The organism is Neochlamydia sp. AcF95 (assembly GCF_018342455.1).
In the GTDB taxonomy this organism is placed as follows: domain Bacteria; phylum Chlamydiota; class Chlamydiia; order Chlamydiales; family Parachlamydiaceae; genus Neochlamydia.
On sequence record NZ_JAEMUC010000043.1, the window covers coordinates 82,285 to 101,259 of the forward strand.

13 protein-coding genes are annotated in these 18,975 nt (G+C 39.7%); 9 read left to right on the plus strand and 4 right to left on the minus strand.

What is annotated here, in order from left to right; genetic code table 11:
* Positions 1 to 173 precede the first annotated feature (173 nt).
* Positions 174 to 1,961, plus strand: coding sequence for a phosphoenolpyruvate carboxykinase (GTP) (locus NEOC95_RS04720; protein ID WP_213151888.1), 1,788 nt, complete (start codon positions 174 to 176; stop codon positions 1,959 to 1,961).
* The gene (locus NEOC95_RS04725; RefSeq protein WP_213151890.1) at positions 1,958 to 3,304 is read left to right on the plus strand and encodes a LysM peptidoglycan-binding domain-containing protein; all 1,347 of its coding nucleotides are present in this window, start codon (positions 1,958 to 1,960) and stop codon (positions 3,302 to 3,304) included. The genes NEOC95_RS04720 and NEOC95_RS04725 overlap by 4 nt, the downstream gene beginning before the upstream one ends.
* A 71-nt stretch (positions 3,305 to 3,375) precedes the next feature.
* On the opposite strand, the gene NEOC95_RS04730 is transcribed toward NEOC95_RS04725, so the two are convergent.
* Positions 3,376 to 4,734: an alanine/glycine:cation symporter family protein gene (locus NEOC95_RS04730; protein WP_242678248.1), complete on the minus strand. Its 1,359-nt coding sequence runs from the start codon at positions 4,732 to 4,734 to the stop codon at positions 3,376 to 3,378.
* Positions 4,735 to 4,989: 255 nt separating this feature from the next.
* On the opposite strand from NEOC95_RS04730, the gene mnmE reads away from it, so the two are divergent.
* A complete protein-coding gene (gene mnmE / locus NEOC95_RS04735) occupies positions 4,990 to 6,369 on the plus strand; it encodes a tRNA uridine-5-carboxymethylaminomethyl(34) synthesis GTPase MnmE (protein WP_213151892.1) in 1,380 nt (459 codons plus the stop codon).
* Between the two features lie 4 nt (positions 6,370 to 6,373).
* Positions 6,374 to 6,997, plus strand: coding sequence for an endonuclease III (nth, locus tag NEOC95_RS04740; RefSeq protein WP_213151895.1), 624 nt, complete (start codon positions 6,374 to 6,376; stop codon positions 6,995 to 6,997).
* Between the two features lie 402 nt (positions 6,998 to 7,399).
* On the opposite strand, the gene rfbB is transcribed toward nth, so the two are convergent.
* Both rfbB and rfbA read right to left on the minus strand, forming a co-directional pair.
* On the minus strand, positions 7,400 to 8,473 hold the full coding sequence (gene rfbB / locus NEOC95_RS04745; RefSeq protein ID WP_249270171.1) for a dTDP-glucose 4,6-dehydratase: 1,074 nt from the start codon (positions 8,471 to 8,473) through the stop codon (positions 7,400 to 7,402).
* Entirely contained in the window at positions 8,470 to 9,363 is an 894-nt protein-coding gene (gene rfbA / locus NEOC95_RS04750) for a glucose-1-phosphate thymidylyltransferase RfbA (RefSeq protein WP_213151897.1), read from the minus strand. Before rfbA ends, rfbB begins: the two co-directional genes overlap by 4 nt.
* 298 nt (positions 9,364 to 9,661) lie before the next feature.
* Here rfbA and NEOC95_RS04755 point away from each other — a divergent pair, with 298 nt between their 5' ends.
* The 5 genes from NEOC95_RS04755 (at position 9,662) to uvrB (ending at position 17,933) form a co-directional block, all read left to right on the plus strand.
* Positions 9,662 to 11,308: an FAD-dependent thymidylate synthase gene (locus NEOC95_RS04755; RefSeq protein WP_213151899.1), complete on the plus strand. Its 1,647-nt coding sequence runs from the start codon at positions 9,662 to 9,664 to the stop codon at positions 11,306 to 11,308.
* 475 nt (positions 11,309 to 11,783) lie between these two features.
* On the plus strand, positions 11,784 to 13,001 hold the full coding sequence (locus NEOC95_RS04760) for an amino acid permease (protein WP_213151901.1): 1,218 nt from the start codon (positions 11,784 to 11,786) through the stop codon (positions 12,999 to 13,001).
* A 15-nt stretch (positions 13,002 to 13,016) separates the two neighbouring features.
* On the plus strand, positions 13,017 to 14,243 hold the full coding sequence (locus NEOC95_RS04765; protein ID WP_213151908.1) for an amino acid permease: 1,227 nt from the start codon (positions 13,017 to 13,019) through the stop codon (positions 14,241 to 14,243).
* 12 nt (positions 14,244 to 14,255) lie between these two features.
* Positions 14,256 to 15,338, plus strand: a complete 1,083-nt coding sequence (trpS, locus tag NEOC95_RS04770) for a tryptophan--tRNA ligase (protein ID WP_213151910.1) — start codon at positions 14,256 to 14,258, stop codon at positions 15,336 to 15,338.
* Between the two features lie 600 nt (positions 15,339 to 15,938).
* Complete coding sequence (uvrB, locus tag NEOC95_RS04775; protein WP_166158438.1) at positions 15,939 to 17,933, plus strand: excinuclease ABC subunit UvrB; 1,995 nt, start codon at positions 15,939 to 15,941, stop codon at positions 17,931 to 17,933.
* Positions 17,934 to 18,582: 649 nt separating this feature from the next.
* Here uvrB and NEOC95_RS04780 read toward each other — a convergent pair.
* The coding region (locus tag NEOC95_RS04780) for a leucine-rich repeat domain-containing protein (protein WP_213151912.1) at positions 18,583 to 18,975 on the minus strand (393 nt) is incomplete at its 5' end.

The window sequence follows — 18,975 nt, forward strand, 5'->3', positions numbered from 1 at the left end:
ATAAATGGTTATCAAGCAATCGTGTCGTGTTAGAATTCATATTTTTCATTTTCTCCTACCTTACTTATTAAGCTTGTTTAGATAAAAGATAAATCCATACTCATCCTTAGTGATACCTATTAAATTTGTTAGGCTTAGCTAGATGAGAATAAGGGTGCTTAAAGGGTGGGAATATGAAAATTCAAAATCCGCGTCTTAACGAATGGATTGAAGAGATGCGGCAATTAACGCAACCTGATCGCCTTATTTTATGCGACGGTTCTTTAGCTGAGTATGACCAGCTATGTGAGCAAATGTTAAAAGCTGGCTCTTTTCTTAAACTTAATCCTAGTAAGCGTCCCCATAGTTTTCTTTGCCGTTCCGATCCCCGCGATGTCGCGCGTGTAGAAGAAAGTACTTTTATTTGTTCAAAAAATAAGGAAGATGCTGGGCCTACCAATAATTGGCGCGATCCTCAGGACATGAAAAAAACTTTGAAAGCTCTTTTTAAAGGATGTATGCGAGGACGCTCCATGTATGTTATTCCTTATAGCATGGGTCCTTTAGAATCTGATATTTCCCATATAGGAGTAGAGCTTACAGACTCGCCCTATGTCGTTGTCAGTATGCACCTTATGACTCGTATGGGTCAAAAAGTGTTGGATGTGTTAGGGGAGAGTGGCTCTTTTATACCCTGTATCCATTCTGTAGGAAAGCCTTTGGTTAAGGGGGAGAAAGACACCCCTTGGCCTTGTAATCCTGATCATCGATATATTGTACATTTTCCTGAAGAGCGTACCATTTGGTCTTTCGGGAGTGGCTATGGAGGGAATGCTCTTTTAGGTAAAAAATGTTTTGCTTTACGTATTGCTTCAGTTATGGCAAGGGATGAAGGATGGCTAGCAGAACACATGCTTATCCTAGGGATTACTAACCCTCATGGAGAGAAAAAATATATAGCCGCAGCTTTTCCTAGTGCCTGTGGAAAAACAAATTTAGCCATGTTGACCTCTACCCTCCCCGGCTGGAAGGTGGAAGCCATTGGTGATGATATTGCTTGGATGAAATTTGGCACCGATGGGCATTTATATGCTATTAATCCGGAAGCAGGCTTTTTTGGCGTGGCACCAGGCACCTCGATGAAATCTAATCCTCAGGCTATGCGGAGCATTGAACGCAATAGCATTTTTACCAACGTGGCCTTGACAGAGGAAGGCGATGTGTGGTGGGAAGGAATGACAGAACAGATACCTAAGCATTTAAAGGATTGGTTAGGCCAGGATTGGACTCCTACCTCTAAAGCTGCAGCTGCACATCCAAACTCTCGTTTTACCGTGCCAGCTTCTCAGTGCCCAGCTATGGACCCAGCTTGGCAAGATCCAAAAGGGGTGCCCATTTCCGCCATTGTATTTGGTGGTAGACGTTCCTCTCTGCAACCTCTGTGTTTGGAATCATTTAGCTGGCAGCATGGTGTTTTTTTTGGTGCGACTGTCTCATCAGAGATGACTGCCGCTGCTACAGGAACGGTAGGTAAGTTACGGCGCGATCCCTTTGCTATGCTGCCATTTTGCGGATATAATATGGGAGACTATTTTGCTCATTGGCTTTCTATGGAAAAACAGACTCATTCTGGAAAATTACCCAAAATTTTTTACGTTAATTGGTTTAGAAAAGGAGAGAAGGGTGAGTGGCTTTGGCCAGGCTATGGTGAAAATATTCGTGTGTTGAAATGGATTTTTGAACGTTGCGCTGGGGTAAACCATGCAATTGAATCACCTTTAGGCTATGTTCCTAGCCCTGGAGCTCTTGACTTAAGTAATTTGCCTATCACAGAAGATGCCCTGGCAAACCTTTTTCATATAGATAAAGAACAATGGAAAAAAGAGGTGCAGGAAACTAAAGCTTACTTCAAAATGTTGGGTGACCGATTACCCAAAAGTCTGCTGCAAGAAATTCTTTCCCTTGGGTCACGATTGCAATGAATCTCGATAATCTTCATTTAAAGTATATACGCAGGCTTATCCTAGTTTTAACCGCTAGTGGAGCTTTAAATATTATTCTCCTTTCCCTCTGCTTTTATTGGTTTATTAAAGATGCTCCGCCTCCCCTTTATTTTGAGCAAAAGCCTGCCTTAAAACAAGAACAACAAGCTCCTTTAGCTAGCACAAAAGGAAATATTGAATTAATCCATTATTTTCGTTCTTTGTCTTTCGATCAATTGGTAACTAGGCTTTCAAATCATCAGCTGATAGAAAATGGTTATACTCAAAGGGATATTGCGCTCGCTTGCTTGGTTGCATTTCATCATTTCGATTTATCGCGTGCTTTATTGGGCCATCAACCTTTGGCTCAGCAACGTTCGATTATCTATGGCCAGCTTAGAAGTGGGCAACCAGCTATCATTACTGTATATCCAGGATTATCGGACGAAAATTTTCAAGCGGTTATCCAATTTGCTAACACTGAAAGATGGCCTTTAACCAGCAAAGGGCTATTTTTGCAGCTTAAAAAATTTAAAGATCGGGAGGATGCTAGTTTATCCGATGCTTTTTTTATGACTTCAGAGTTTCTTGCTGTAGAATGGCTTTTTAATCGAGCTGAAGTGCCAATAAGTAAAATAGAGCTGCAAAATATGCTATTGGATGGTACATGGGGCATGCTGTCAGGCTTTACCGAGCAGCAAAAAATTGTCCAAGATCTTTCAGCTGCTAGAAGGCAACGTTTTTTATTAGAATATATAGATTGTCAGTCCAAACATGCGGCTTATCTACTATTGAAAGTAGATGGAGAATTTGCTTTGAATAAACTGGATGATTATCATGTAGTGGCTTTATTAGCACTATTAGAAGATAAAACTTCTGAGAGTGAAAAGTATGCTTTAGACCTGCTGGACAGGCCACGCAGTGATAACGTATGGAAAGCTGCAGGAGCTAAGTTATACCAGTATGCAGGCGATCTGATTCCTGAAAACAATTTACCTCATGGCGCCATGAAGCGCTTTGTCTTAGGGCCTTCTCCCGCCGAAATGCCTCTTAAGCGGCCTATAATCCAAGAAAATCCCTCTAAGCCTCTTGCCCCTCTATCATCTCCTAGTCCAACCCCATTTAATTCTTCTCCTAAAAAGCCTGCTAGCCAAACGTTAGCACCTAAAGCCTCTAAGTCACCTACTTCTTCTCCTTCAGATCGTTTATATATTGTTCAAGAAGGAGATTCTCTATGGAAAATTTCTCGGCGCTTTAAGGTCGATATTGAGGTTTTGCGCAACTACAATAAACTTAAAACAGATGATCTGAAACCCGGCACACCTTTAAGAATTCCTTCTTAAGGTGTAAAAATTTTAGAAATTTAGCCCTTTTTCATTCAACTGAACGCTTTTTTTCGATTTTTAAAACTTAATTAAGCGCTTTCTTTGCCTATAGCGTTTTTTTTAGCCTTTAATTTATCATCCTTAAAATAGGCCCGACTATCGATAATTACTTCGTTAGCAAGACCTGCAATGCCTATCAGATTAACAACTAGCATACAAGTAATGCATAGATCAGCAAGATCCCATACTAAATTTATCTGAATTAAAGTTCCTAGGGGAATCAGTAAAATATAAAGATAGGTAAAGGGGCGTGCAAAACGATGCCCTCCTAGATAGGTGATCGCTTGTGTGGCACAGTAAGCCCAGGCAAGAATGGTAGTGAACCCAAACATAATTAGGGCTATGATGACCACATATTCACCGATTTGATGTCCCAGGCCTATACGAAAAGCATAAGTGACCATATTGGTGCTTTGTAGATCACCATGCTGCCAAGCACCCGTAGTCAATAAAACAAGGCCTGTCATCGTGCATACAATCAAAACCATACAAGGAGCCACAAGAGATACAAGCCCATCGATTACAGGATGTTCTGTACGTGCACTTGCTTGTAAAATGGGTACAATTCCGGTACCTGCATCTGTAGCAAAAATTGCTCGGTTAAAGCCAGTAGTAATGGCTTTTAAGGTGCTAATTCCTATGATACCCCCCGCTGCTGCTTGAAAGTTGAAAGCAGAGGTGAACATTAATTGCAAAGCAGGCCAGACTTTCTCACGATTTAAGTAGAGGATAATCAAAGTAAAAGTAAGATATAAAAAAGCTTTTAAGGGCACAATGATGGAGGCAAAGCGCGCGATTCTTTGAATGCCGCCTAATAAGACGAGTCCAATAAAGAAAGCAAATATAAAGCCGCACAATAAAGGGGGAAAGCCCATCTTTTGGATAGGAAGCGTCATGGAATTGATCTGAGCAAAATTACCTACAGCTAGGGCAGCAAATAGGGTGAAAACGCAAAATATTTTAGCTAGACTGTTTAAGCCAAGCCCTTTACTTAGATAGTACATAGGGCCGCTTACATACTCTCCACCTTCATCTTTCTGGCGATATTTGACGCCCAAAATACAGCTCGAATATTGGATAGCTGAGCCAAAAAAAGCAATGATCCACATCCATATCAAAGCCCCTGGTCCACCTGTTGAGAGGGCTATAGCCATACCGGAGATATTGCCGGTGCCAAAATTTCCTGCCAATACGGTAGAAATGGCTTCAAAATAGCTAATATTTCCTTGTGCGTTTTTTTGTTGTTTAAGTAAATAACCAAAGCTGTTTTTGAGCCTAGCAATTTGAAAGCCACGAAGTTTTATAGTGAAATAGAGGCCTAAAAGTATGATAAAGGGAAATACAACATACAAGGTGAAAATTTGATTGGTCCTTTCTAAACTTGGCATGATGTAAAGGTCCATTAAATTCTCAATTTTATTAGTTAATAGTTCTTTAGAAAAAAATAGTAAAAAATGAAAGAATTCCTTTAGAGATAGGGAAAAGGGTAAAAAAGTTAGCAGAAAAATTAATTTCTGCATCCAGGCAAAATATCACAAAATAAGCTGGCTTTCAAGAAGATTATTTGAAAACTAGTGGCTGCATTCTTGATTTAAAGCTTGGCATATTGTATTATTTTTTAGTAATTTACAATTTTTTTATCTATGGATTTTATACATCAACCTTATGTACCTGGCGAGACAATTGCTGCCATAGCCACCCCCCCGGGAGAAGGAGGAGTGGCGATTGTCCGGATATCGGGTAATCAAGCTTTTGACGTAGCAAAGAAAGTTTTTTCCGGTCCTGTGCATAGCTATAAGTCCCATACTGCTCATTATGGTCAAATACGCGACTTGAATAATCAGTTTATCGATGATGTGTTGCTCTTGGTCATGCGTGGACGCCGCTCTTATACAGGAGAAGATACTGTGGAAGTGCAATGCCATGGGGGTAGCTTGATTACTCGCCATGTATTAGAAGTTATATTAAAAGCAGGTGCAAGAGCCGCTCGTCCGGGCGAATTTACTTTTAAAGCATTTATGAATGGTAAGCTAGATCTGGCGCAAGCTGAGGCAGTACAATCTTTGATTGGTGCTAAGAATGAATATGCCCTTCAAGCAGCAGAAAGTCAGCTAAAAGGCTCCCTATCCGCGAAAGTGCTAGGCTTTCAAGAACGCCTCACATTGATCGCCGCTATTTTAGAGGCCTGGGTTGATTTTCCCGAAGAAGGGCTTGAATTTACTACACTAGAAGAGATTTACCAGGATTTGGAGGCTGTTGTTGTAGATATGCAATCTCTTTTGAACACATTTCGCGACGGAAAAATATTACAGGAAGGAATTTCACTTTGTTTGGTAGGTTGTCCCAATGTAGGCAAATCTTCTTTAATGAATGCATTACTCGATAAAGAGCGTGCGATTGTCTCTCATTTTCCTGGAACAACACGTGATATTGTCGAAGATGAAATACGTTTAAATGGGCTTAATTTGCGCTTGCTAGATACAGCAGGGATTCGGGTGACAGATGAGCTGGTTGAGCAAGAGGGCATTCGCCGCTCCAAAGAGGCTATGGGGCAAGCTGACCTTATTCTTCTTGTGTTAGATGCTACAAAAGGGATTGAGGAGCAGGATCACTTTTTGCTTAAGGAAGTCCCTGCTGCTAAGACGATTGTAATATGGAATAAGATCGATTTGCCACATGTATCTTTACCTGTTATCGCTCATCTACCCTATGTAGTGCCCTTATCGGCAAAACAAAAAACGGGCCTCGATAGATTACGGCAGGTGATCGACTCTGCCATCTGGAAAGAAGGACCTCCTTCTAAAGAGGAGGTGTTGATTACTAGTGTCCGCCATCGAGAAGCCCTACACCTCTCTATTCAAGCAGGCCAAAATGTCCTATCAGGTTTAAAGGGGAATATCTCTCCAGAGTTTTTATCGCTGGACATGCGGCAATGCTTAGCTGAACTGGGGAAAATTATTGGAACAAACATTTCGGAAGATATATTATCCGCCATATTTTCGACATTTTGCATCGGTAAATGATTAGATGGATAGAAAAGAAAAAGCAGCCAAAATTTTTACAATATTAAACAAGCTTTATCCTAATCCTCCTATTCCTCTTATACATAAAGATCCTTATACCCTCCTCATAGCTGTGCTATTGTCTGCTCAATGTACCGATAAATGCGTTAATCAAGTGACCCCTAAGCTTTTTGCTAAAGCCGATACGCCCGAGAAGATGGCACAGTTAGACATAGAAGATATTCAAAAGATTGTCCGTCCTTGTGGACTTTCTGCACGTAAGGCTGCTGCTATCCATCGTCTTTCAGCAATCCTTGCAGAGAAATATCAAGGCAAGGTGCCTGATACTTTTGAGGAATTAGAAGCTTTGCCAGGCATTGGCCATAAATCTGCGTCTGTGGTCTTAAGTCAATCTTTTGGCAAACCTGCTTTCCCAGTAGATACTCATATCTATCGATGCGCCCTACGCTGGGGGCTAAGCAAGGGGAAAACAATTGCAGCAGTAGAAAAAGATCTTAAGCTCCTTTTCCCTCAAGAAACTTGGAATAAATTACACCTGCAAATCATCTATTTTGCGCGTGAATACTGTTCTGCTCGCCATCCTCATGCGGATAAATGTCCTATCTGCAGGATGATAACCCCAACGTAAGGGAGATTATAGTTTATATAGGTTTGTAAGGCAGACAAGTTAACAAAAAGCATTCTTTAAAATGTTTTAGAAGAATAGTTTGTAAAGAAGCTGCTTTAAAAGCCTATGTTTTCGTAAATTTCGAAAACTTTAAGATGAATAAAAGGTTCTTTTTCTTAAAATAAATTTTAAGACAAAGGCTTTGAAGAATCAAAGTGGAAAATTTTAAAAACAACCTCTTATCTATCTATCTATCTATCTATCTATCCTCTTAAAAGGAAAATTTAGGATTTGATTACCTTGCTTTGTTTCTTTGGCAAAGCAAGCAAAGCTAATTTTTATAAAAATTAAAGAGTGGGGGTTACCTAGGCATTCCTTGGCCTAAGAAGATAAAGATGCTTAAAAAAATTTAATTTTAGCATCTTATTTGCATGGAGAACGGTTTGCGTAGTTGGTGTCTATCCATTTTAAATAAGCGCCCGATTGAACATTTTCAATCCAAAGAGGATGATTGATGTACCATAGGATAGTTTCCTTAATGCCTTGGAAGAAGTTATGATCAGGATGCCAGCCGATTTCTTTCTTAATTTTGGAGCAATCAATGGCATAGCGGAAGTCATGCCCGGGGCGATCTTGCACGTATTCAATGAGTTCAATATAAGGCTCTTTATTAATCTGCTTAATCTCGGCAAAAATTTTGATGATTTCATGGATGAGATCGATGTTGCGCCACTCCTCTTCCCCTCCGATATTGTAAGTTTCTCCTGAATTCCCTTTCTCCAGTAACATCCAAAGCGCTTTGGCATGATCTTCCACATACAACCAGTCACGTACATTAGTACCTTGCCCATAAACAGGTATTGTTTTTTTTCTTAGACAATTAATGATAGTCAAAGGAATAAGCTTTTCAGGGAAATGATAAGGACCATAATTATTGCTGCAGTTGGAGATGCAAGTAGAGAGGTGGTAAGTTTTTCCATAAGCTCGTACGAGATGATCAGAGGAAGCTTTTGAAGCAGAATAAGGGGAATTGGGTGCATAGGGGGTTGATTCTGTAAAAAAGCCTGTACTTCCTAAGCATCCATAGACCTCGTCGGTAGAAACATGATGAAAATGGATGTGAGGGAGCTTGCGGATCACTTCTAAAAGATGAAAGGTACCTAGTACATTGGTCTCAATAAACTCTTTAGGTCCATGAATACTACGATCGACATGACTTTCGGCTGCAAAATGAATGATAGTATTAATCGCATATTTACGGCACAGATGCTCAATAAACACTTCGTCCTTTATGTCACCTTGATAGAAAAGATAGCGTGGATCATTTTCTACTTCTTTTAGGTTTTGAGGATTGCCAGCATAGGTTAATAGATCAAGATTAAGACATAAGCCTTTAAAGTGAGGGACATTTCTAAGAAGATAGCGGATAAAGGCTGAGCCAATAAAACCTGAACCTCCGGTAACCAGAATATTGCTAATCTCTCTTTTTATCTTCATACATGACCCTTTAAAATATTATTTTCTTTTTCAGCAATATCTAACAGATATTGGCCATATCCACTTTTACCTAATTTTTCTCCCAAAGCATAAAGTTGTTCTAGGGAAATAAATTTTTGATGGTAAGCAATTTCCTCAAGTGCCGCAATACAGTAGCCCTGCCGCTCTTCGATCACTTGTACAAATTGGCTTGCTTGCATCAAGCTTTCATAAGTTCCTGCATCTAACCAAGCGAAGCCTCTGCCCATGATATTTAGGGAAACTTGACCTTTTTCCATATAGATACGATTAATATCGGTAATTTCTAATTCGCCTCTTGCCGAGGGTTTTAAACTTTGAGCAATTTCTACCACTTGATTGTCATAAAAATAGAGGCCGGTGACAGCAATATTGGATTTTGGCTGGGCAGGTTTTTCTTCTAAAGAGATTACTAGGCCTTTTTCATTTACTTCCGCGACACCATAACGTTCGGGCGATTTGACTTCATACCCAAAGAGAGTAGCGCCAATTGCTTTTGAAAGAGCTTTCTCTAGCAAAGGCTCTAGATGGTTGCCGTAGAAGATATTATCCCCTAAGATTAAGCAAACAGCATCGTTGCCAATGAAATCTTGGCCAATAATAAATGCTTCAGCAAGGCCGTTTGGTTTAGCTTGTACGGCGTAACTTAGCGATAAGCCATATTGCGAGCCATCACCCAAAAGTCTTTTAAATAAAAATTGTTCTTCAGCTGTCGTGATGATAAGAATATCTTGGATATGAGCTAACATCAGAATAGAGAGGGGATAATAGATCATGGGTTTGTTATAGACAGGAAGTAGCTGTTTAGAAACTCCTATGGTTAGGGGATGCAAACGCGTGCCGCTGCCACCTGCTAAAATAATACCTTTCATTGTTTTATGCCTTGTAAGGTAAGAATTTATGAAAATATCTTAAGATTTTAAAGGATGTTATGAATGTTGCAGGAATTTGTCAATTTTTTTGAACAGCGGTTTTTTTTCAAGATCTAAACATCAAGAGGGGTAGCCAAAAATGCTCCCGCTTATCAGTTGATAAACGATTTTACATTTAAATTATTAAAGGTTAACCTATTGCTAATTAATTATAGTGGTTTTTCCAGGTTAATCTTGCAAGAGAATTCGGTTTGCACAATAATTTTGCCATCCAGCAAAATCTATTCATGGGTAAAGTATGTTATTAGATGACTATGAAGAATTCTCAGAAAGCCAACGTAAAATTTTGGAACGTTATGTAACCAACACAAGTGGTCATATTTTCGTTCTTCGTAATCTTCCTGAGGTTATCAAGGGAGCTTTGTTTTCACGCTACTCGCGTTCTACTTTAGGCCTGCGTTCGCTATTACTTAAAGAATTTATCTCCAATGAAGAAGAATCGGGATTTTTAACTATTGCTGGGGCAGATAAGGAGCACTCAGAGCAGGATAACGACCAGTCTTTAGCTATCAAAAAAGCGCAAAATTTCTATGATCGCATTTTGGATGGATATGGAGATGACTCTATAGGAGAGCTAGGAGGAGCTCACATAGCCATTGAAAATGTTTCTATGCTATCGGCTAAGTTTATTGAAGACTGTCGCATAGGAGGCTCGCCTTTGGAGAAATCTACACGCTATATTTATTTTGATCAAAAAGTTAAGGGAGAGTACCTTTTTTATCGCGAGCCCATCTTAATGACTTCTGCTTATCGAGATACCTATGTAAACACTTGCAATATGCTTTTTGAAACTTACTCTAAGCTTATCCCGCCTTTAACTCAATTGTTTGAAGAAAAGTTTCCTTATCATCCCACTGCTTCAAAGACGGCTTATACAGCGGCTTTAAGAGCGAAGGTATTAGATTGCTTGAGAGGCTTGTTGCCTGCAGGAACCTTGACTAATATGGGGATTTTTGGCAATGGACGTTTTTATGAGCAGATGATCCATAAGCTCCATTGTAACAATCTAGCGGAAATGCAAGGTATTGGAAAAAGAATGTGCGATGAATTATCTAAAGTAATTCCTTCTTTTGTGCGTAGGGCTGAATCTACCCACAAGACCCATGAAAACTTTTGTAGATTTTTTGAAGCTATGCAAACAGATCTTCAGGTGGTCGCTAATCTTAACGTAGGATATCCTGAAAAAAGTAGTGAGCCAGGTGTTCGTTTAATAGGCGATGATCAGGATGCCGTAATTAAAGTAGCTGCTGCCTTATTATTTTCGCATAGCAATAAAAGTTTAGTGGATCTGTGGCAGCATTGCCTGGGATTACCAGAAGAAGAGTTAATTCGCATCCTAGATGCGGGCTGTAACGCGCGCGAAAATCGACGACATAAATCTCCCCGTGCTCTTGAACATGCTAATTTTACTTTCGAATTTATTACCGATTTTGGTGCTTATCGTGACCTCCATCGTCATCGTCTACTTACGCAAGAACGCCAGTTACTAGGCTGTGATTATGGCTACTACATCCCTCCTGAAATTTCGGGTACTTCTCTGGAAGAAGATTACACAATGGCCATGCATAAAGCTAAAGAGGCTTACCAGGCAATCGCGACGGAATTTCCTGAAGAAGCCCAGTATGTAGTTCCTATGGCTTATAATGTAAGATGGTATTTTCAGATTAACTTGCGCGCCCTCCAGTGGATGTGTGAGTTGCGTTCTGCTGCTGCAGGCCATCCTACCTATCGTTTTATTGCCCAAAGTATGGCTCGCCAAGTTTGTGAAAAATTTCCTGCTTTTGAGCGTTTCTTTAAGTTTGTCGATTTTGAAGGATATGACATGGGAAGAATGGGCCAGGAACAACGGCGGGTGGAAAAGCATCATTTCAAGCAAAGAGTTTAGAAAAATTTTCTGAGCATCTGAAAACCAGATAATTAAGTGAAAGCGATTTCCACTTTAGAGCTTGTTTTTAGGTTAAAGCGTTTCCCTTACCTGCTTTTATTATTAATAAGCATTTGCATAAAATGTAAATAACAAGGGGGCTATCTTTACGCTATACTTTATCATTTTGAAGAGGTTGTTAAAATCCTCTATAGCCTCTTACTTATTAAAAACTTTTTTATAAGAATTCTAAGCTTTTTAATTTCAAGGGAGTGCTATATTTTCCTAAGCTGGAGCTTCATTTTTATCTTCTCAATAATAAAACTAGAGTGGTAGCATACTAAAAATTTACTACGCTAAGCCTTATGAGTACTCGATTTTATTTTTCTAGATTTTTACCCTTCTTTTGGTGACAATAAATCACCTACATAATTTTTTTCTAACTATTTGTCTTTTTATTAATCACCAAGCTTTTAATTTGTTTTTTGGAAAAAACATGAATAATCAAACGTTTGCTTCTCAAGGGAGTATTTTAGGTGCTATTTTATTAGTGGCCGGTTGTTGTATTGGTGCTGGGATGTTAGGCTTGCCTGTCTTATCCGCGCAAGCGGGTTTTAAGCCCTCAGTCATCATGTTTATCATCTGTTGGATCTTTATGCTGTCTACAGGGTTATTGTTGTTAGAGGCCAACCTTTGGTTTAAAGAAGATATTAATGTGGTATCTTTAGCTGATCGAACGCTAGGAAAGATGGGTAAAGCGGTGGGTTGGATAGTTTTTCTTTTTCTTTTTTACTCTCTGATGGTAGCTTATGTAACAGGCAGTGGCGCACTATTTGCCGATTTTTTTGATCTGTTTTTTGCCATTCATCTTCCAAGGTGGGTAGGGGGGCTTGTAATGAGCGCTCTATTCGGTCTTATGATTTACAATGGAACAGGGACAGTTGACAAATTTAATCGTTTGCTTATGATCGGACTGATTCTTACCTATCTTTTAATCGTCTTTATGGGCAGTTCCCATGTAGATCAAAAGCTTTTAAAACACTGCGATTGGTCAGCAGCTTTTTTCATTATCCCTGCTATGATTGTCTCTTTTGGATTTCATAATCTGGTACCCAGTTTAACTCAGTATTTAGGAAGGGATAGCCGACGCTTGTGCATAGCATTGGCAATCGGTAGCTTTATTCCTTTGATTATTTATCTAGCATGGCAGAGGCTTATTTTAGGTATTGTACCTTTAGAAGGTAGAGATAGCTTAAGAGTAGCCTGCAACGAAGGGCAGATGGCGACTCAAGCTTTAAAACTAGTAATAGGGGCTTCATGGGTGGGAGATATTGCTCAATTTTTTGCTTTCTTTGCTATTGTTACTTCGTTTCTGGGAGTGGCCTTAAGCTTTGTCGATTTTTTAGCGGATGGTTTTAAAATTCCAAAAAAAAGTGGCGGGAAAATTACTTTATGTAGTCTAGCACTGCTGCCACCTTATCTTTTCTCACTTATTCATCCTGGTGTATTTTTAACAGCCCTCAATTATGCAGGCGGATTTGGGGCTGTCATTATCTTTGGCATCTTACCAGCGTTGATGGTGTGGTCAGGACGTTATCATAAAAACTTTAAAGGACCTCAATTCATCGCTGGAGGTAAGCCTATGCTTTTGCTGATTATTTTGTCTTCGGTAAGCATTATTATTTTACAATTATATCAGACGATAACCTCTTAACGATGGAAAAGTAGGATGCTTAAAAGCCAGTATAAGCTTATGGGAGGAATACTTCTCGTAGCGGGAACAACTATAGGAGCAGGAATGCTAGCCCTTCCTGTGATTACAGGTTTTGCAGGCTTTTTTCCCTCAATTTTTCTCCTAGCGCTTTTTTGGATTTACATGACCTATACAGCTCTTTTGCTACTCGAAGTTAACCTGGCGATGGGGAGCCAGGTAAATATCATTTCTATGGCAAAGCAAACTCTAGGACGGCCAGGAGAATGGATTGGATGGGTGACTTACCTGTTTTTGCTCTATTCTTTAACTACAGCTTATCTTGCAGGAAGCGGCCCTATCATTATTGATTGCATAAAACTGCTAACAGGTTATTCTTTACCTGTCTGGCTAGGAGCGGTCTGCTTATTGATCATTTTTAGCTGCTTTTTACATCAAGGCACCCGTTCGGTAGATTATCTTAATCGCTTATTGATGGCAGGGCTAGCCATGGCGTATGTGATAATGGTTCTATTTCTCGCTCCCTGTGTAGATATCAGCTTATTAAAACATGTGGATCCCAAGTACTTACTAATTTCGGTAGCTATCGTGGCTACCTCTTTTGGTTTTCACATTATTATTCCTAGTCTTATCCACTATTTGGAAAGGAATATTACGCACGTAAAAATGGCTATTTGGGTAGGAGGGTTGATTCCTTTTATTGTTTATCTTCTATGGGAACTGTTAACATTAGGGATCATTCCTTTAAAAGGAGTTCATGGGCTAAAAGATGGCTATGAAAATGGCTCTAACGGGGCCTATCTGCTATCGATAGTTTTAGGAAACACTCACCTTGCCTTAGTGGCACGTTGTTTTTCTTTCTTTGCCATACTCACCAGCTTCTTAGGGGTTTCTTTAAGCCTCTTTGATTGCCTTAGAGATGCTTTAAAGATAGAAAAAACACATAAAGGGCAGGCAGCTTTATTTGCCTGTACATTTATTCCGCCGTTAGTTTTTGCTTTATCTGGTCCTCGTATCTTTTTAGTCGCTTTAGAGTATGCCGGCGCTTTCGGGGTTGTGATTTTGTTAGGATTGTTTCCGCCCCTGATGGCATGGTCTAAGCGCTATAGGCTGTTTTGGCCCTCTTCTTATCAAGTGGGTGGGGGAAAAGAAGGGTTAATAGGGGCCATAATTTTTTCTTTGCTAGTCATTTTAGTAGAGCTTGCTAATCAAATAGGATTAATAAAAATCGAAATGAATTTTTAAAGGATAATAGGTATGTCTCAAAGCGCTAAGAAAAGAATCCTTACTGGCGATCGTCCGACAGGTCTTCTACATTTAGGCCATTATGTAGGTTCATTAAAAAACCGAGTAGCTTATCAAGAGCACTATGAGTGTTACCTGATTATCGCCGATCTCCATATGTTAACGACTAAGCCAACCAAAGAAGATATCCTAAAGATGCGTGAGCATCTTAAAGAGATGGTCTTAGATTACTTAGCTTGTGGTATCGATCCTGCTAAAACCACTATTTATCTACAATCAGCTACACCGGCTGTTTATGAGATGAATCTTATTTTTGAAATGATGATCTCTTTAAATCGCCTAACAGGCTTACCTAGCTTGAAGGAAATGGCCCGCAATGCCCATATGGATCCTGAGAGTGTGCCCTTTGGTTTGGTAGGATATCCTGTTCTGCAAACTGCCGATATTCTCATGCCCCGTGCCCATGTAGTGCCCGTCGGGAAAGATAATGAAGCCCATGTTGAGCTGGCAAGAGACATAGCTCGTAGATTTAATCAATTGTATGGTGAAGTTTTTCCTATGCCTGAAGCCTCTATCAGCGATGTACCTACCTTAGTAGGCATTGATAATAAAGGAAAGATGAGCAAATCTGCAGGCAACTGTATCTTTTTGTCAGATGATAAAAAGGCCGTAGAAAAAAAGGTAAAAAGCATGTATACCGATCCTAATAGAATTCATGCTCATCAACCAGGGACAGTGGAAGGAAATCCTGTGTTTACTTTTCATGCAATTTTCAATCAGGATAAAAGCGAAGTTGAAGATTTAAAAAAACGCTATCGTGAGGGCAAGGTGGGGGACGTAGAAGTAAAAGAAAAATTAGCTGTAGCTTTAAATCTTTTCTTAGAGCCTCTGCGGGAGCGACGCCAATATTTTGCTGAAGAGAAGGGCTTGGTCGAAGAAATTATTTATGAAGGGACTCAGAAAATGATCGAGGTTTCTAATGCCACTGTAAAAGAAATGCGCAGTGCGATGGGATTAATGGGCAATTGGAATAAAATTTCTCGGATAGCTCGCGAACGTCGTGAAAAAATTGCCTCTCAATCATTATATTCTTAAAATCTTCTGTTTTTGCAGGTTTTAAAAGCTAAAGCTGTAATTTCAAGAAGAAATTTATGTCTCTCTCAGCTGTCTCTCTTACTGAAGGGCCTGGTTTTTTAAGAGTATGATTGCCTAAAGGGCGCCTTAAAAGCTTATTATCAGTTTTTTACTTTGCCGAATCAGTTAATAAAGCCACAAGCTTTTGCAGTAAGAGCCTAAAATGCTTTTCAGCCTATTTTTCTTTAACTTAAGATTTAATCTGATTAGATAGCCATCATTTTGCTGAAGGAAGGCTACTGAGTTGCTGATTGTCAAGGTTTGCAGCTTGATAGGCTATGCTCTAGCTCTGTAGATAGAGGGGGCTGATTTTTACTAAATATAAGTTCGTAATATAATATCTTTACCGTTTAATATCTTTAATGCCTATGAAGTGACTCTCTTGAGCAAAAGTGCTTTTTTCAAATACGGAGGGAGGAGGGGTTATTATCTTTTACCAACCCTTTAAAGCTTAAAATAAGGCTTCAAAGCAAATTCAGCCAGAAATGAAAATATGCTTTGTGGCATTCAGAAAAAATGTTATACTTAATTTTTCCTTAAACTTTCTACCTACAATTATTTATGTTTAAGTTAGTAACTGATTATAAGCCTTGTGGAGATCAACCTCAAGCTATAGAAAAGCTTAGTGAAGGCGTTCTGCAGGATCGTAAAACGCAAGTTTTATTAGGCATCACCGGATCGGGTAAAACCTTTACGATTGCTAATGTAATTGCTAGGACCCAGCGACCTGCTTTAATTATTGCTCATAATAAAACTTTAGCAGCGCAGCTTTATCAAGAGTTTAAGACATTTTTCCCTCATAATGCTGTAGAATATTTTGTCTCCTACTATGATTACTATCAGCCCGAAGCTTACATCGCTCGTACAGATACTTATATTGAAAAAGATATGGCTATTAACGATCGCATAGATAAATTGCGGTTAAGTGCTACACGTTCTCTTTTAGAAAGGCGCGATGTTATCATTGTTGCCTCTGTTTCTTGCATTTATGGCTTAGGGTCTCCTGAGTATTATCGCGAAATGAATCTTACCTTAGAAACAGGTCAGACGCGGCGTCGTGATGAGATTCTTCTACATCTGGTAGAAATGCAATATAAACGCAATGACATGGACTTTTCGCGGGCGACTTTTCGTGTTAGAGGAGATGTATTGGATATTTTTCCTGCCTACGAAGAGGAGCGGGCAGTACGTATAGAGTTTTTTGGGGATGAGATCGAACAGATTAGCGAGATAGATCCTTTATTAGGTAAAGTACGGCATCGTCTAGAAAATATCACTATTTATCCTAGTTCCCACCACGTCACTCCCGAAGAAGTTCGTTTGCATGCTCTTGAAACGATTAAGGCCGAATTAGAAGAACGTGCCAGCTATTATGAAAAAGAAAAAAGATATATTGAGCATCAAAGGATTGTAGAGCGTACACGTTATGATCTAGAAATGATTAAAGAAATAGGCTTTTGTAAGGGTATCGAAAATTATTCACGCCATTTTAGTAAGCGTAATCCTGGTGATCCGCCTCCATGTCTCATCGATTATTTTCCAGGTGATTATCTAATGATCATTGATGAATCCCATCAAACGGTGCCGCAGCTACGTGCCATGTGTAATGGAGATCGTGCGCGTAAAGAAACACTGGTTAACTTTGGCTTTCGACTTCCTTCTGCTTTTGACAACAGACCTTTGCAATTTGAAGAAACTTACAAGCGTATTCATCAGGTGATCTATGTTTCCGCGACCCCTAGTCCTTGGGAAGTTGCTGAGGCTAGCGGCGAAGTGATTGAGCAAGTGATCCGCCCCACTGGCTTACTTGATCCAGAAATTGAAGTGCGCCCTGCTGAAGGACAAGTTGATGATTGCTTAGCAGAGATTCATCAGCATACGAGCAAGGGGGGCCGCGTACTTGTTACCACTTTGACTAAACGTCTATCTGAGGAACTAAGTAAATATCTTAACGAACTGGGCGTACATACTAAATACTTACACTCTGATATTGATACGATTGAGCGAATGCAGATTATCCGCGATTTACGGGCTGGAGTATTTGATGTGTTAGTCGGGATTAACTTATTGCGGGAAGGTCTAGATATCCCAGAGGTTTCCTTAGTGTGCATATTGGATGCCGATAAAGAAGGCTTCCTACGCAGCGAAACGGCGCTAATTCAAACTTGTGGCAGAGCAGCTCGTAATAGTGAAGGGCGCGTCATTATGTATGCTGACAAGAAAACCAAAGCGATTCAAGACGCGCTAAGAATCACTCAAGAACGTCGCGCTATCCAACAAAAATATAATGCAGAACATGGGATTACTCCCCGAACTGTCCATCGAGAAATTTCTCCTTTGGTAGAAGAGGTAGAGGAAGAGTCTAAAAAAAGGAAAAAAACTTTAAAAGTGGCCGAATCCCAGCATGAGTATCTTACCTTAGAAGAAGTTCGCACTAAAATCAAAACGTTAGAAGTAGCTATGAAACGCGCAGCTAAAACTATGCAGTTTGAAGAAGCTGCAGAGCTACGTGACCAAATGCGTAGATATCAGCAGATGGAAATAGATCTTGCCTAAACTTCTTTTTGATTCTATTGCTTGAAGGAATGATATTATTTATCAAGTCTAACCTTAGGTTCTATCGTTTCTAAAACTGAACATACAAGAATCTGGCCTTCTTTCCGCAGCAAATTGGCCTCCTAAAAATATTAAAAAATAAAACTACTTTATAAGATGAGAGGCTTGTTGGCATCTATAGCTCATGCTATGCAGCCTCCTTATAAACATCAAATTTATAACCTTGCTTTAATACGTACCAAATAAGGTACATGCAGGCTTAAAAGATAAAATCCATGCTAAAGCCTAAGCCCACCCTCTAAGTTGTCTTTTATGCTGGATGCTGGATCAAGTGGTAATGAACCTGTTAGGAAACGGTTAAAATCCTTAGATGAAGAGAGCCGTTTCATGATTGGAACTGACTTTAAAAAGTTCAATTTGGTTTGGCTAAAAGAATGAGATGGATTCTTTGCCTTATTTGAGAAAAACGGCTCTTTTTGGCGCAATCTTTCAATTCTTCTACCGCTTCTACAGACAGACTGGCGAGCTGGTTTTGATTTAAGTGCGGATTACTCGTTTAAAGATAAGATGGCTAAAAGTTTTTTATTTCATTTTAACTCACCCTAATTTAAAAAGTATTTAAGTTCATTCTATAATTGAAAACGCTGCCTTATTTTTTGACGATTTTTTTCAAAGGATTTTCCGCTAATTCAAGCTTGATAAGCTGAGACAACCGCCTGATTTCTGCAGGAAGTCTGGTGAGCTGGTTTTGATTTAAGTAAAGCCATCGCAGCCGAGACAGCCGTCCTATGTTTGCAGGCAGTCTGGTGAGCTGATTTTGGCTTAAGTCAAGCACTCGCAGCTGAGACAGTTGCCCCACTCCTTTAGGCAGAGCGGTGAGCTGGTTTTGACTTAAGATAAGCTCTTGCAGCTGAGACAATTGCCCGATTTCTGCAGGCAGAGCGGTGAGTTGGTTTTGATTTAATTCAAGCGTTTGCAGCTGAGACAGCCGCCCAATTTCTATAGGCAGAGCGGTGAGCTGGTTTTGATTTAAGTAAAGCCA